5 protein-coding genes are annotated in these 17,465 nt (G+C 48.3%); all 5 read left to right on the top strand.

From position 1 onward, the window contains the following. Positions 1-143: 143 nt before the first annotated feature. Genes Xedl_RS08970 through Xedl_RS35645 form a run of 5 tightly spaced genes read left to right on the top strand, consistent with a single transcriptional unit; the run spans position 144 to position 17,275 of the window. Positions 144-626, top strand: coding sequence for an acyl carrier protein (locus Xedl_RS08970; RefSeq protein WP_158024358.1), 483 nt, complete (start codon positions 144-146; stop codon positions 624-626). Next, on the top strand, positions 623-12,418 hold the full coding sequence (locus Xedl_RS08965; RefSeq protein WP_074023476.1) for a hybrid non-ribosomal peptide synthetase/type I polyketide synthase: 11,796 nt from the start codon (positions 623-625) through the stop codon (positions 12,416-12,418). The genes Xedl_RS08970 and Xedl_RS08965 overlap by 4 nt, the downstream gene beginning before the upstream one ends. Continuing rightward, positions 12,415-13,512, top strand: a complete 1,098-nt coding sequence (locus Xedl_RS08960) for a Gfo/Idh/MocA family oxidoreductase (RefSeq protein WP_074023475.1) — start codon at positions 12,415-12,417, stop codon at positions 13,510-13,512. The genes Xedl_RS08965 and Xedl_RS08960 overlap by 4 nt, the downstream gene beginning before the upstream one ends. Before the next feature lie 41 nt (positions 13,513-13,553). Next, positions 13,554-14,330: a thioesterase II family protein gene (locus tag Xedl_RS08955; protein ID WP_074023572.1), complete on the top strand. Its 777-nt coding sequence runs from the start codon at positions 13,554-13,556 to the stop codon at positions 14,328-14,330. A 35-nt stretch (positions 14,331-14,365) separates the two neighbouring features. Then, complete coding sequence (locus tag Xedl_RS35645) at positions 14,366-17,275, top strand: salicylate synthase (RefSeq protein ID WP_279625354.1); 2,910 nt, start codon at positions 14,366-14,368, stop codon at positions 17,273-17,275. Positions 17,276-17,465: the final 190 nt, after the last annotated feature.

Below are 17,465 nucleotides of genomic sequence, written 5' to 3'. Positions count from 1 at the left end.
TAGCTTATTCCATTGGAGATCTGTTAACATAGTTCGCGGCATGATGGTGAGGTCTGGTTGTTTTTTGGCGAAAGTAATTATACCAAATCATCATGCTGTTTAATAATCCCTCACAAAACATCAACACGCCCCAGTTACAAAACATGTTCAACAGCTATCTGACGCTACTGCGTACCCTCGCTGCACAACCGGAAAGCTGGCATTCAGCGTTGGAGCAACTGGTGCCACGTCAGCAAAGCGTGAGAGATGCAGATCGTCCTGCTGCGGCTATTGCATCATCACCGCGCTTAGAAGAATTCGAACCACAAGTATGCAGTGAAACATGCAATGAAATTCAACGCCTGTTTTTATCTGTCACCCATCATCCGATACATGCACAACAAAACTTTTTTGAGGCAGGAGCCAGCTCGCTACAGCTAATCCAACTGCATAACAAATTACAACATGCGGGTTTCCAGCATCTTGCTGTGACTGATTTATTCGCTTATCCAACACCAGAGACGCTCAGTTTACGTTGCCGAAAAGAGGTTCAAAACGGCAATAGCCCGTCAATTACCCTTCGTCAACGTCAACAACAAAAGCGTCTGCAACAACGGGAAAAACGTCATAAAGGAGCTGCACAATGACTAACTTAACGCCTCACTACGATAATTGTGATCCCATCGCAGTGATTGGCCTTGCCTGCCGTTTTCCACAGGCACCCGATAGCGATACTTTTTGGCATAACCTGCAACATGGGGTTGAGTGTACAACGACACTCTCCCGTCAAACATTATTGGATGCAGGTCTTCCTCCTGAAATCATCAACAGTGAAAACTTTGTCAATCAGGCGGCGATACTGGAGAACGCAGAACAATTTGACGCCACGCTGTTTGGCTATTCGCGTCAGGAAGCAGAAATGCTCGATCCTCAGCAACGTCTATTCCTGCAAACCGCCTGGCATGCGCTTGAACATGCCGGTTATGCACCGCGTCATGTTCCCCTGAAAACCGGTGTCTTTGGTAGCAGTCGGATCAGTACCTGGCCTTCATGGTCACAGTTTGCCATGACCGATGTCGGCAAAGTGAAAGGGTTACAGGCGTTAATGAGTAACGATAAAGATTATCTTGCGACTCGTACTGCCTATAAATTAAATCTGAAAGGTCCTGCACTCACTGTCCAAACGGCCTGTTCAAGTTCACTGGTTGCCGTACATATGGCTTGCGAGAACCTGCGTTCCGGTGAGTGTGACATGGCCTTGGCCGGTGGTGTGGCGGTTTCTTTCCCACAAGAAAGCGGTTATGCGTATCAGCCTGGGATGATCTTTTCACCTGACGGACATTGTCGCCCCTTTGACAGTCAGGCAAATGGCACCTATGGCGGCAATGGTGTTGGTGTTGTCGCGCTGAAACGTCTGAGTGATGCCTTACGCGATGGCGATCCCATCATGGCCGTGTTGCGTGGCAGTGCCATCAATAACGATGGCAACGAAAAAGTGGGCTTTACTGCACCGTCGGTGAATGGTCAGCGCCGTGTGATTAGCGAAGCATTACAACTGGCAGATGTCAGCATTGATGATGTCGGTATGATTGAAGCACATGGCACAGGAACACCCCTTGGCGACCCGATAGAAGTTGACGCATTACGCAGCATATTCTCTGACCGCCATGCCGGAGCCGCGCCTTGTTACCTTGGCTCAGTGAAAAGCAACATCGGCCATCTCGATACTGCCGCAGGCATTGCCAGTTTGATCAAAACGGTTTTGTCCGTTTGGCATGGTTACATTCCTCCAACGATCAATGTACAGCAACCCAATCCGGCATTACGACTGCAAGAAAGCCCATTCAGGCTGGCAACACAAGGGCAACAATGGACGCAAGAATTGCGTACCGCCGGTGTTTCTTCATTCGGTATTGGCGGCACCAACTGTCATATTGTGGTGCAATCGTTGCCAACAGAATTACAACGTCGCCATGTTAACCATTCACCAACAGCGCCATTGCTGCTTTCTGCCGCTTCTGAATCTTCATTGCGTCAATTGGCACAACGCTACGCGACTGCGCTCAATAATGCCCCAGAACATTATGCCGATCTGGCCTGGACTGCATTACAGGGACGTGATCTTTCCCTGCCCTGGCGCTTAGCGCTGACAATATCACCACAAAATCTTGAGGAAAATACTGCCAGCCTATCCGCTTTTGCGAACAATATGCCAACACCAAACATGTTTAGCGGACAAGCCAAGAGCGAAAACAAGCAACTGTGGCAATTCAGTGGTCAGGGTTGTCAATGGTCTGGCATGGGAAAAGCCCTGTATGCCAGCTCTCCGGTTTTCTCCGCCATGTTAGATCGTTGCGCTGCTGCCTGCGCCTCTGAATTAGCATTGCCGTTAAAAACCGTGATGTTCGGCGAACAGGATGGCGCATTAGCGACCACCGAATATGCACAACCGGCCATTGTGGCACATCAAATTGCGTTGGCTGCGCATTGGCGGGCACTTGGGCTAAAACCTGATTATGTACTGGGGCATTCCGTCGGTGAATTTGCGGCTGCCGTTGTGGCCGGCATCTTCACACCTGAACAGGTCATGCCGCTGGTCGCGGTACGAGGCAAGCTCATGCAAAACTGTTCCCAAGGCGGAGCAATGCTGGCGGTCTTTGCCAACGAAGACGATATTCTGCCTTTTACCCATTCACTGGCATTGGATCTGGCGGTTTGCAATGGCCCGCAGCACTGGGTTTGGGCCGGTACAGAGGCAGAAATTGATATCCTGGTACAACGTCTGGAACAGCAGCAGATTCGTTGCCAGCGCCTTAATGTTGCCTGTGCGGCACATTCAGCCATGCTTGATCCTGTTCTGGAAACATTTTCCCAGCATTGCCGTCGGTTACACCCTGCATCAGGAGAAATTCCACTAATTTCCACCTTAACAGCCAATCTTGCAGATTATGAACAATTAGGTTCACCAGATTACTGGTGTCACCATATGCGCCACACGGTTCGTTATTATCAAGCCATTGAATTTGCCCGCCAGCAAGGTGTGACCTTGTTCATGGAATTTGGGGCTGATGCCCAGCTAACAGGGATCGGACGACGTATCAGTCTGCCGCAGGAAACCTGGATGGCGAGTGCAAATCGTCAAGGCTCCCCAGAGACAGCTCAGCAAACAGCTCTTCTGCAACTTTACTGTGCTGGTGCACATCTTGATTGGCAGCCGCTTTTCCCGTTTACCGGAGTAAAATGCCATGCGCCACTCTATCCATTTGATGAGCAGCATTACCGCTTCTCTGCAACCGGATTACCGACACATAAAACCGAGCAACCCTTCGCCAATACCCATGCTGAACTTAATGTCAATGCCCTGCTCGACCCTGCCATTGAACAAAACCCCGACGCGCTAATACTGCGGGCATTGTATACCGACGCATTGGTATATCAGTGTCACGGACGTGATGCTGAACAAGGTTTCAGTGCCATCGACACGATCCGGGCTGGCCGACTACAACCCTGCTGGCGTCCTTTGCTGGAACAGTTATTAACTCACTGTGTTCAGCAAGGTTATTATCAGGCGGTTTCCAGCCCAACGGTAAGCAAAATATATCGTCCTTACCGTGCCTTGCCTTATGTTAAGCGTCGGTTATTGGAGGCGAGTTTATTCGCGGCTTTTCCGGCACTGATCTATGCTGGCGAGCGTTTATTCGCTCTGTTGAGTGATCGTGCTGATCTGCCTCGTCAATCGGTGATATCCCAATCTATGACAACAGCATGGCTTCCTGCACCACAACCATGCCCTGATACTCATTATGTCTTGCATTGGCGCACAATAAACACCGCGGATACACCGGAATCTTCAACAACCTATACTCTTCGCACCTCAATAGAAAATGGCGAGATCATTAATCATTGGCGTCAGGCAGGCATTCATTTACAACCTGAAAGCGGAAACACGTTATTACTGCTTGAAGGCAATGATATTACTGCATTATGTGATCAAGTTATTAGTGAGCTAAAACGCGATGAAACAGCACCTTTAACCGTTGTCACCTGCTGCGCCCAACCAGAATCCACCTTATTAAAAGAGGATATCAACCCTGCTCAATACGCTATCTGGGCGTTGCTGCGTGTCGCGGTTGAAGAGTACCCCCATCGTCGCATCCGGGCGATTGATATCGCTGATATCAATGATGCTGATGCTTTGTCATTAGCGCTTGGTTATCTGAATGAACAGCATCGCTGGCTGAGAGTGCGCGGCAAGCAGGTCGCTGCTCCGGTTTTGGAACGCCAATTATTATCATCGCAACACCTATCACCGCAGGCAATATCCATTTCCCACCAGGGTTGGCATATTGTTACTGGCGGCATGGGCGGTATTGGTCAGATCTCCATTCGTTGGTTGCTAGCCCAAGGTGCCCGTAAGATTGCCGTATTTGCCCGCCGCAAAAAGGCAGATTGGGATACGTTTGTACAAGCATTGTCCCTGAGTAGCGAATGTGAAATACGCTGGATTAACCTTGATGTCACTGATACGCAAGCCTTGTTAAATGCCGTGCAAGATCTGGCACAAGGGGAGGGTATCGCTGGCGCGATCCATGCCGCAGGCATTGCTGACCATACCCCACTGGCAAAACTTGAGCGTCAACACTTGTCACAGGTATTATCCGTCAAAGCGCACAGTGCATTGGCATTGCAAGCTGCGCTCCAACAGCATAATGCACAATATTTGCTGCTTCACGCTTCTGCCGCCTCCATGTTAGGCGCCCAAGGGCAAGGTGCTTATGCCATCGCCAACGCTTGTCTGGAATCTTTAGCGCTGACAGCACCAAATCAATTGATGGTTAAGACATTGGTGTGGGGAGTTTGGGGTGGCATTGGTATGGCCAGCGACCGACGATTAGTGGAAAAACTGGCGCAAGATGGCATGTTACCCTTCAGCACAAATGAAGGTATCTGGCATCTCAATCAATCGCTGTACACCACATCACCTTGCCATCTGGCAATGCGGTTAGATGAGCATCATCCTGATATTTTGCGCCGCTTACAGGCTGATGTTATCCATCCAGTTACCACATCGGCCTCTTCACACCCTGCCGATAACACGCTGTATCAGGATAGTGAGCAACGACTCTATTGGCTGCGTCAACGGGTCGCAACATTATTACGCTTAGAACAACCTGAACGTTTAGCATCACAACAGGATTTATTGCAATTCGGTTTGGATTCCCTGCTGTTTCTGGAACTGAATGCGGTGATCCACCAGCAATTTGGCTTAAGATTAACCGCTGAATTGGCTTATCAGAATATGACGCTAGAGGGGCTTAATACACTCATTGGGGATGCCCTGCCTGAACAACCTGTCGTCTCTTCCCAACCAGAGGTGATTATTGACCGTTCCCAGCGTCACGCACCATTTCCTCTGACCCCCATTCAGCACGCTTACTGGATTGGTCGTACACAGGCCATTGATTTTGGTGGTGTCGCTTGTCACGTCTTATTTGAATGGGATCTGGCTCTGGAGAGTTTTGATATCCCACATTTTGAACAGGCATGGAATGCGTTGATTCAACGTCATGGCATGTTGCGCATGATAGTCGATGAAGACGGGCAACAAAGGATTTTGCCGGAAACGCCGTGGTATGTTCTGTCTCAGGATGATTTGCGGACACTGAATAATACGGCCTGCGAACAGGCTTTGGCTCAGCGTCGTCATACCCTCTCCTACCAAGTACCGCCTGCCGAACAGTGGCCGTTGTTTGAAGTCTCTGTATCACTGCTACCAAATGAACGCTGCCGCTTACATATGAATCTGGATCTGTTGCAGTTTGATGTGCAAAGCTTCCGCATCATGATGGACGATCTACAACTCGCTTATCATCAACAACCTCTGGCTCCACAAGCATTTACTTTCCGCGATTATGTGATGGCAGAACAAGCGCAGCGTGAAAGTAAAGCGTGGCGGGCATCATGGGCATACTGGCAGGAGCAACTCCTTTCATTACCTCCGGCGCCAAGATTACCGTTGGATCCACTATTGTCTCAACGTCACCAGCCACAATTCACGACTTATGAAGGTCGATTGACACGATCTGACTGGCAACGTCTTAAACAAGGCTGGAAAAAATGGGGAGTCACACCTTCCGCTGGCCTGTTGACGCTGTTTGCCCATACCCTTGAATGGTACAGCCGTCATCCGTTATTTACTCTCAACCTGACCTTCTTCAACCGGCAACCTTTCCATCCAGAGGTGCAAGAACTCATTGGGGATTTTACCTCAGTTATGCTGATGGATTTTGATTTACGCAAGACAACGTCCCTGCGCGCCAGCATGGAAAAAACGCAGGCTTTGCTCTGGCAACGGTTGAGCCATAGTCATGTTAATGGTGTCGAGGTATTACGAGAGCTTGGCCGCCAACAACAGGGCGAAAGCCAAAACAGGCAGCCACTGACACCGGTTGTTTTCACCAGTATGTTAGGCATGGCACAAGAAGGTGTCGCTATCAAACAATCCATCACCCAATTACTGGGCGATCCGGTCTTTGTTCTGAGTCAGACACCGCAAGTCTGGTTAGATCATCAGGTTATGGAAGTCGATGGTGATCTGCTGTTCAACTGGTATTGTATGGATGATGTGCTGGAGGCAGGTGTCATTGAGTCACTGTTTGCCGCTTATAACGCGCTGTTAGCACACATTTGTCACCAGCCTGAACGCATGGAGGATTATGACCTTCATACGCCACCGTCTGGTCATACGCGTTATGACTTCTGGCCGCAACACCCTGAATTGCGTCAAGCCGAACAATATCTGCGTGCTAAACCTGAAATACGGATGGCAGAAATTCAGCCACGTCAGGATGATGTACAAGGTTACAACCTATGGTGGGTTGCAGAAGATAATTTGTCATTATCACTACCAGAACCACAGGTTATCAACACGGATACCTTACCGCTACCAACCTTGGCAGAACAACAAGTGTTTGAGCGCTCTTGGCAACATATTGAGCAACAGGCATTATTTGGCCTGAGCCAGACTTTACTGCGCCATAACTTATTCACTGCGGTACAACAATCTCACTCTCGTGAAGAGATTGAACAACGCTTACAACTGGCACCACAGTATCAACGCCTGCTTACCCAATGGCTGACTTTGTTCAATAAGCAGGGATTTATTGAACAAACCGTTGGCGGATACCGTTGTCTGCAACCGCTTAGTCATGTTCCGATCCCGACAGCAAAACTGGATGATGCAGAGTGGTGCCAGACTATTAGTCGTTATGTCACAACCTGTATCGAACAACACGACACCCTGCTTGCCGGACGTGGCAATGCATTGGAACTGCTGTTCGCCGATAAACAAGTCACAGCCAGCCTTTACAGTGAGAACCCCGCATTACGTTGCCTGAATCAGGCAGCCGCTGAAATTGTCCGACAATTGAGCCAGACATCCGAACATTTCGCTGTACTGGAAGTCGGGGCAGGAACCGGCGCAACCTCAGAGAAAGTACTGGCACACAATGCCCACGCCATTCAAAGCTACCACTTTACCGATATTTCTCCGCTATTTTTGGATGATGCCCGCCAGTTACTCAACCAACACGGCGAAACCGTAAAATTTGCCCTGTTCGATATTAACCAGCAGATTGATTTTAGCCAGCATCCAGAATCCGGTTATGACCTGATTCTGGCGGTTAACGTATTACATGATGCCACCCATCTGAGAAACACCCTGCGACGCTTGTCTCGGTTACTGAAAACCGGTGGATGGTTGCTGATTATTGAATCAACCAAACGCGAAAGTGCCATGCAACTCGCCAGCGTCGGGTTTATTGAAGGTATTAACGCCTGGGTTGATGATCGCGGTGACAGTAATAGTGCATTGATGGAACTGGCGGACTGGCGGAAGTGTCTGACGCAATCCGGTTATCGGGTTTCATTGGAATGGCCGGGACAAAACGGGTCAGAGCTGCATCAACAACTGATCCTGGCACGGGCTGAACAACAAACGCGGCTTAATATCAGTGAAATAGCCGCCCAATTTTCTACCTTGCCTTACTCATTGCATATTCAACAGCAAGAGCAGTTGCCGCTGATAATGACAGTCAAAGAGAGGACGGCTCAAGCATTCACCACAGAGACCAAACAACCAGAAACAGAAAATGACCAACTTTATGAGATTGAACAACAAGTCATTACTCTCTGGCGTTCACTGCTGCCTCAGTCAATACAGCGCCACAGTGACTTTTTCCAAAGTGGCGGTGACAGCCTGATTGCCACCCGCATGGTAGTGCAGCTACGTCGCCAGGGTTACGAACACGCCAATCTGCAACAGCTCTTCGAACACCCTAAATTGAGTGAATTTTGCCGTACCTTGCGAGTTGCTGAGACCCGTTCAACGACAGTTGCGATAGCACATCAAACTGAAGCGGCATCCGAACAAATTTTGCCACTTACAGCATTGCAACACGCTTATTGGTTGGGAGAAAGCCAACTGTTCCAATTTGGTAACGGTATCGCTCATTTCTATGCTGAACTGGCTATCAACGGACTTGATCTGCCTCGTTTTACCGCCGCCTGGAACCGTGTAATAAACCATCATGCGCAATTACGCGGTTATGTGAAGGATGGGCAATATCGTATTTTGCCGGAGGTTCCCTGCTATACACCAACAATCATTGATTGCCGTAGCATGATGCCAAATGAACGCGAAGCACAACTGAATCATGCCCGCGACACACTACGTACTCAAGGCGTTCCCAGCGATAACTGGCCGCTGTTTGATTTAACCCTGTACCACACCGATGATCAGGCGCATGTATTGCATTTAACCATCGACCTGCTGGTTGCGGATGGTAAAAGCCTGACGTTAATCTTGCGTGATTTACACCATTGGTATCAGGAACCTGACTGGCAGCCAGAGCCACCGGCAGCAACGATTGGCGACTATATTCAGGCATTAGAGAATGAGAAAACTGGAGAAACCTGGCAACAAAGCCGGCAATACTGGCTTGATCGCTTACCTTCGTTGCCTGATGCTCCGGTGTTACCACTGCAAGATCACCAGTCACAGCAACTCGATCAACAGTGCCTGACCGGATATATCAGTCCACAACAATGGCAGCGCTTACAACAACGTGCCGCCGAATACCGAGTATCGCCTTCGCAAGTGATGTTAACGTTATTCGCCCATGTTTTGTCAAGGTGGAGCAATAACGAGCATTTTACCATCAATGTTCTGCATGGTAACCGTCTGTTAATGCCACAGTATTGCGATATGTTAGTCGGCAATCTGTCTACCACTTCATTGCTGGAAGTGGATCTACGCAACATCAGCGGTTTCAGTGATGCTGTCAGCCGGATACAACGGCAATGGCTGGCCGATCTCCAACATGCGCTGTTTGACGGGCAATTAGTACTCAGGGAGAAAAACCAACACCGCCACAACCTGAACGCCGGTATGCCAATCGTATTCAACGATACAACCGGTACAGCGGGCAAAGGACCGTCAGGGTTAGGCACACTGAATCTCTTTGGCGCGCAAACTCCCCATGTTTATCTCGACTGTATGTTAATTTCCGGTGCAGAAGGTGGTGTCACCATACAATGGGCTATCCTGCCACAACTGTTCCAACCTCAGGTTGCAAAAAATATGTTCGCCCATTATCAGGCTTGTGTCATTGCCTTGCTTGAACCGGACTACCAATGGAGCACGCCGCTTCCTGACTGGCTGCCAACAAATGATCTCGCTTTATGTCAGAACAGTAATGCGACAAAAAATGTTTTTCCTCCACACACGCTTTGCTCGCTGATTGAACAGGCGGTAAATCGTTATCCCCAACGTACCGCTGTGGTTGATCCCTCTCGTCAGATTGACTATCGTACTTTGTGGTCACACAGCCTGAGGCTGGCAGCGCATCTGCAAGCACAGGAAAATCAGGCTTCATCCCTGATCGGGGTGGTAATGGAAAAAGGCTGGGAACAGGTTGTCGCAGTGCTGGCGATTTTATTAGCAGGACGGGCTTATCTGCCTATTGATGCCAGTTATCCGCAACCGCGGATCCATCAGCTATTGGCATCAGGGGAAGTGAATACCGTACTGACGCAGCCTAAGTTTGCTCAACAGATAAGTTGGCCTGAACATATCCATCTCATCTCTCTGGATGAGACATTGCTCAATAGCTTAACCGTAACCGCAGAGCCACATTTATCTGTACGTCCAGACGATTTAGCCTATGTTATCTTCACCTCCGGCTCCACCGGAAAACCAAAAGGCGTAATGATAGACCATCAGGGCGCAGTCAACACTATTCTGGATATTAACCAACGCATTGCACTCAATGAGCACGATAGCGTGCTGGCAATATCAGAGTTAACATTCGATCTTTCCGTTTATGACCTGTTCGGCACGTTGAGCTGTGGGGCAAAACTGGTTATTCCTGCCCCTGGTGACACTCGGCAGCCTGACAAACTACTGACATGGTTACAGCAAGAATCGGTTACTGTCTGGAACTCCGTACCAGCATTTGTGCAACTGCTTGAGGAGTATGCCCGTAGTTATCCTCATTCCCTGAATAGCCTGCGCTGGATATTAATGAGTGGGGATTGGATACCCACCCATTTGCCCGCAAAATTGTCTGCCCTTCACCCTGCGCTTAACTTGCTCAGTTTGGGTGGTGCAACTGAAGCCTCAATATGGTCTATTGCTTATCCTATCGCCCACATCGATCCTAATTGGCGCAGCATTCCCTATGGCAAGCCTTTGGCTAATCAGACGTTCTATGTGCTTAATTCAACACTGTCACCTTGTCCGGTCTGGGTAACTGGCGAGCTTTATATTGGTGGGCAAGGACTCGCATTGGGTTATTGGGCGGATGCAGAAAAAACGCAACAAGCATTTATCACGCATCCTCAAACAGGCGAGCGGCTTTACCGCACAGGGGATTTAGGTCGCTGGCGACCAGACGGTAATATCGAATTTTTGGGGCGCAATGATCACCAGATTAAAATTCGGGGCTACCGGATTGAATTGGGCGAAATCGAGCATCGCTTATATGAACACCCTGATATACAACAAGCGATAGTATTTGCACATACGACGTCAAACGGGGCATTGCAACTCGTCGCAGGTTTACGTTTGACCGATACTGCGCCAGTATCTACCGAACTGTTACCGATATTACCGCACTGGTTGCAGCAAACATTGCCAATTTGGATGTGCCCACAACGATTTATCATGCTCGATACCATACCCGTATCTGATAACGGTAAAATCGACAGGCGTACATTGATTACTCTGGCTGAAAAAACGCAAGAAGGTGATTCAATCCCATCAGTGACACTCAGCGCGACAGGACAGACAGTATTAAACCTTTGGCAATCAGTATTAGAGCAGCAAAATATTAACGTGCATGAAAGTTTCTTTACCCTTGGGGGGGATTCTCTGGCAGCGGTGCGATTAATGGTGCAAATTAATCAGACATTTAATCGCCAATACCCACTCAGCCTGTTGCAAACTTACGATACCGTACATTCATTGGCAGAATTTATTGAGCATCAACCCAAAAATGCTTGCCAAGGCGTGATACTGAACAAGGGAAACATTGAACGATCTACCTTAGAACGATCTACCTTAGAACGATCTACCTTAGAACAAGCAACCTTGTTTATCGTCCATCCCATTGGTGGACATTTGTTAGGATATCGTCATTTAGCAGCCAATTTTGGTGCCCAACCCATAATTGGTCTGGCATTTGCGCCTGAGAGCATGAACACCGACAAACCTTCTGTCGATGCGCTGGCTGCTGATTACATCAGCCAGATCCGTCATTTCCAACCTAAAGGACCTTACGCGCTGGCGGGCTGGTCTTTTGGTGGATTAGTCGCCTATGAAATGGCTCACCAATTACGTGCTGCCGGTGAAAGTGTTTCCCATTGCATTCTGATTGATAGTTTCGCTCCGAATGTGCGCCCGGATCTGACGCTGGATAATGCATTCTGTCATCATCATTTCCTGCTCGATTTACAGGGACAATTCCCTGGGCTGGAACTGGATAACAGTGTTATCGCAGCAAACACGGAAACCTTCCTGCAAGCTCTGCACAAAGCCTTACCGCAATCTGCACAAATCGATAGCTCACTGACTGAGCTTTATGCCGTATGGCAGCATAATCTGCGGGCATTGCTTGACTATTGTCCACCACAAACTCCACAACCTTTCTGCCTTATTCGGGCAAAACAGGCATTGCCTGATTTTATGGCTTACCTCGATCCAACCACCATCACCTCAACTGATCTTGGTTGGCAGGCTTTCGGGCCAGTCAATGTGACACAACTTGATGGTGATCATTACAGCCTATTCCAACACACACATGTCGGCTCTCTGGTTGCGTGTCTGAAAAACATCCTGAATTCAGTCCCAACTGTTAAGCCCGTTAAGGAGAACATATGATAAAGCCACGGCGGGTTCTGATTGTCGGTTCGAAATTTGGTGAACTGTATCTTAATGCGTTTCTACAGCCTCAGTCAGATCTGGAACTGGTCGGTATTCTGGCGCAAGGAAGCCCTCGTTCGCAGCAGCTTGCCCACGATTTCAATGTGCCCCTATTCCGCTCATTGGATGAATTGCCGGATGAGATCGATATTGCCTGTGTGGTCATACGCGCAGAAGTGATCGGCGGTACAGGTGATCAATTAACCCAGGCATTATTGGCACGTGGTATTTCTGTCATTCAGGAGCACCCTCTTGGTGCAGAAGCGATCAAAAGACACCAGTCAGCCGCTAACAAGCATAATGTTATGTTTTGGGTAAACAGCTTTTACAGCCAATGCCATGCCGGCAGAAGTTGGTTACATGCTGCTCATCAAATCAGTCACTTATCACAGCAACGTCCGGTAAGTGGCTATCTGACAACCAGCCGCCAGTTACTGTTTTCCGCACTTGATCTGTTGTTACAGGCCAATCATTGCCCGGAACAGATCGAGGTTGCCTATATGGGGCAACGGAATAATGTGTTTCATGGCTTTGAACTGCGCTTTGCAGGAACGACCATAGCGCTAGACGTTCAATCTTATCTGGATCCCAGAGATCCCGATATGCACAACCTTGCTATGCATAAAATGACGCTGATTTGGCCGGCCGGTTATCTTACGCAGGAAGCCAGTTATGGGCCGGTGATCTGGACACCGGTTCTTCATGCCCCGAATCATCTGAATAATGGTCAGAGTCTCTATCTGACGGCCAGTCAGCCGGATGGTGCCTATCTGCACCAAACAACATCACAAGTTCTTTGTCCGGCAACGCCAAATTGGATGACAGCATTTGAATGTGATGGTGCCGAAGGTGTGGCATTGCTACTAAATACCTTAGGTTCAGTATTGAATGGCGCACTCTGCCCCCCTGCTTTTAGCTACGACTACCAATTGCGGTTGGCCGACTTGTGGCAACAAATTTTACGCATGATGGGAGAGCCAGTTACTCAGGATTTACAGCCACCGGTCTGGATTGATCCTGTTCAATTGATGCTACCTGTTGATAATCATTAAGGAAGAATGCTGCTATGAATTGGGCACTCCCCGCACATCCGATGATCCGCCCGTGTCTGACACCTCGTGGCGAACCCAAATACACGCTATTAATCTGCCCCTTTGCTGGGGGCAGCAGCAGCGCATTCCGTCAATGGTCTGTACTGGAAAATCCAGATATCGCTGTTTCACTGGTGATTTACCCCGGACGTGACAGCCGTATGAATGAACATGCGGTTACCCGCATTACGCCATTGGCTCAGTCACTTGCTGATGTGATCCGATCATTGACTCCCGCACAGAGAGAGAAGCTGATACTGGCCGGCCACAGTATGGGGGCTCAGGTCGCTTTTGAAACCTGCCGATGCCTTGAACAATATAACTGTGCCCCCAAGGCATTGGTACTTTCGGGATGTCATGCTCCCCATCTTCAATCCCGCCGCCAACTGAGTGGATTGCCTGATCATGAATTCATTGAGCAACTGATTGATATCGGTGGTTGCAGCCCGATTTTACAGGCAGATCCCGAATTACTTGCCCTGTTTTTACCTATGTTACGGGCTGATTTTTTTGCTACAGAACACTATTACCACGCTATTCAACCTGATCCAGTAAAACTACAAACACCCACGTTGTTGCTTTATGGCAACGAAGATAAAGAGGCTTCCGCTTTGGAAGTTCAGCAATGGCATCATTGGCTGGCAAGTGACAAGCAAAACCTTACGTATTGCTGCCAGGAGATGGCCGGCGATCATTTTTACATTACGCAAAAGCCACAAAGCTTTATTCATCACATTACCCAATTTATGCAATATGTTTATTCAAAGGAGTTCGCATAATGGCACCTTTTTCTATCCTAGGAAAAACACTGACTATGACACCCAATTATCTTTGGAATGGCAAAACGCTGGATCAGCAGCTTGCCGGATGGTCCAGTATCTGGGGAGATAAAACCGCGTTGATTGATCAAGAACAACGGCTAACTTACCATGAACTCCATCAATCTGCGGAAAGGTTAGCTAGCGGATTGTCTCATCGTGGAATACGCCGTGGTGATAATGTTATGGTACAGCTCCCTAACCGTATCTCCTTTGTTGTCACCTGTTTTGCCTTGTTCAGACTAGGTGCTCACCCCGTATTATTAATGCCTACCCAACGGGCACATGATGTTCATGCGCTTTGCCAGATTGCACGTCCGGTAGCTTATATTATTCCTGATTGTATCCACGGTTTTGATTATCGAGAAATGGCGCGGGAAGTTGCAGCATCTTGTGACGAACTTAAACATATTATCGTGGATGGAGAGGCTGAAGAATTTACCCCATTCGCCTCCATTGAGGAGGAACCACTCAATATTCCTGGTCCAGGTTATGGCGATATTGCCGTACTTTTGCTTTCCGGAGGAACAACGGGCACACCCAAATTAATCCCGCGTACCCACGATGCTTATACCTATGATTTTGTGCTTTCAGCCCGCCTGTGCGCAATCGACACTGAAAGTGTTTATTTAGCCGTATTGCCTGTTGCCCATAATTTCACTTTAGGCAGCCCCGGTATTCTGGGCACACTTTCTCAGGGAGGATGTGTACTTCTCAGTGATACCGCCAGTTGTGATGAAGCTATGCCATTGATCGAGCAGCATAAGGTGACTCATGTAGCACTCGTACCGGCTCTTGCCCGACTCTGGGAACAGGCGCGCGATTGGGAACAAAGTGACCTTTCGTCCTTACGTTGCTTACAAGTCGGTGGTGGCAGACTAACACCAGAACTGGCAGAACAGATCATGGCACGCCTTGGTCCTTTACAACAGGTATTTGGTACAGCGGAAGGATTGCTTTGCTATACCCGACTGGATGATCCTGATGAAGTCGTTATTAACACCCAAGGGCGCCCACTATCAGAAGAAGATGAGATCAAAATTGTTGATACTAATCTGCAACCCGTCGCATCCGGCGAGGTAGGCGAACTGATTACACGAGGTCCCTACACCATTACCGGATATTACCGTGCTGAACAGCACAATACCGTCGCTTTCACCACCGATGGATTCTACCGCACAGGCGATTTGGTTCGCATCAGACCTGATGGCAACCTGATCGTTGAGGGACGGATTAAAGAGCAAATTAACCGCAGCGGTGAAAAAATTTCAACACTAGAAGTTGAAACTTTGCTGCTGCAACATCCAGATATTGATGACGCCGTTGTCATCGCGGTTCCTGATGAACTTTTGGGGGAATGCATTTGTGCTTGCCTGCCAAAAAGCATCAACCAACCCGATCCCGCACAGATGCAAGCATTTTTGCATCAGAAAGGCGTTCAGCGTCATAAAATCCCTGACCAATGGTTATTTGTGGCGTATTGGCCATTAACCGCAGTAGGAAAAATCGATAAACGCCAGTTAGTACAGATGGCACAAGCAGAAAACAACCGCCCAATGCAGCAATACCATGAACAGACGATCGCGATTACCAGCAATCCGTTAGATCTGGTTACCCGCTTACTTGCCGATAATGATGCACAACCTTGTATGCTCTACGAAATAAAAGGTGAATGGTCAATGGGTATAGGCTGTGCTGCAACTATCAGCGCAGATGCATCGGGACAATTGATTGATTCACAGGGCTATCGCCAACCATACGATATCAATACACTCAGCCAAAAACTTGAGCAAACGCTCAATGCTGTTCCGATTAAAGACTGGCGTGCTTATGGCAAAACATTATTCGAGTTTTCCCATATGACGTATGGGATACCGTTAGAGCCATCATTAGAACAACAAAATGAAGCGCTAATGAAAATCACTATTCCACAGCATGAATTACGCATAACTCAAGGACAGGTGCTGATACGGACACTGGAAGAAGCGCAAGTCTCCATATTGGGCGAGAAAATCAAGCAAGCTGATCAATTAGGCACACCGACTTTCCCCTATACAAAAGAGATGGAAATTATCACCCCAGCAGATGCGGCAAAAAATTATCAAAACAACGTTGCAAATGCGGTTCAAGATATTACCGCCGGTCACTACCAAAAAGTGATCCTGTCACGCAAAGTTGAGCTTGGTTCAAATGTTGATATAACACACAGTTACTGGCTGGGACGTCAGGCTAACACACCTGCCCGCTCTTTCTTCTTACGTGATGGCGATTTCTCTGCTTATGGTTTCAGTCCAGAAACCGTCGTTGAGGCAGAAGGTTCGGGTTGGGTTAATACCCAGCCGTTGGCAGGCACCAGAGCATTGACACATAACAAGGAGCAAGATCAAAAATTGCGAGCCGATTTACTTTCTGATCCAAAAGAAATTTCCGAACACGCGGTTTCGGTCAAACTGGCATTAGAAGAATTAGCGCCGATTTGCCAGCCAGACACGCTTTGTGCATCAGAATTTATGGCTATTCGTGAACGTGGTTCGGTACAACATTTAGCATCACGAGTAAAAGGGTTACTACAGACAGGCAAAAATCGTTGGGATGCCTTTATTGCCTTATTCCCGGCCGTCACCGCGTCAGGGATACCGAAAAAACCTGCTTTACAAGCGATTTCTCGTTATGAAGGTGAACCACGTCGGCTTTACAGTGGTTGTGTCATGCTGCTGGATAGCACAGGTAAACTGGATGCCGCGCTGGTATTACGCTCTTTCTATCAGCATCAAGAACGTTGTTGGCTTCAGGCGGGTGCCGGCTTGGTCAGAGATTCAAGGCCAGAAAGAGAATGGCAGGAAACCTGTGAAAAACTGGAGTGTATTATGAAATATGTTCGTCCTTATGCTGACAAAAAAGACTAAACATTTATTGGTATAGGTAATCATAATACAGCAGGGGAAAACCAGAGTAATATCTGGTTTTCCCTAAATTAACGCGATGCTCGACTTTTAGGGTGAGTTGAAATGACATAGCCGCTCCTTTATAACTTTAAGTCGTCAAAAATAGAGAAATAAAGGAACAAAAGGCTATGTCACAGCAAGATTTTATCAT

This window comes from Xenorhabdus eapokensis (assembly GCF_001908105.1).
Note: the sequence above shows the minus strand (reverse complement) of the source record. Positions and strands in the feature narration are given on the sequence as shown.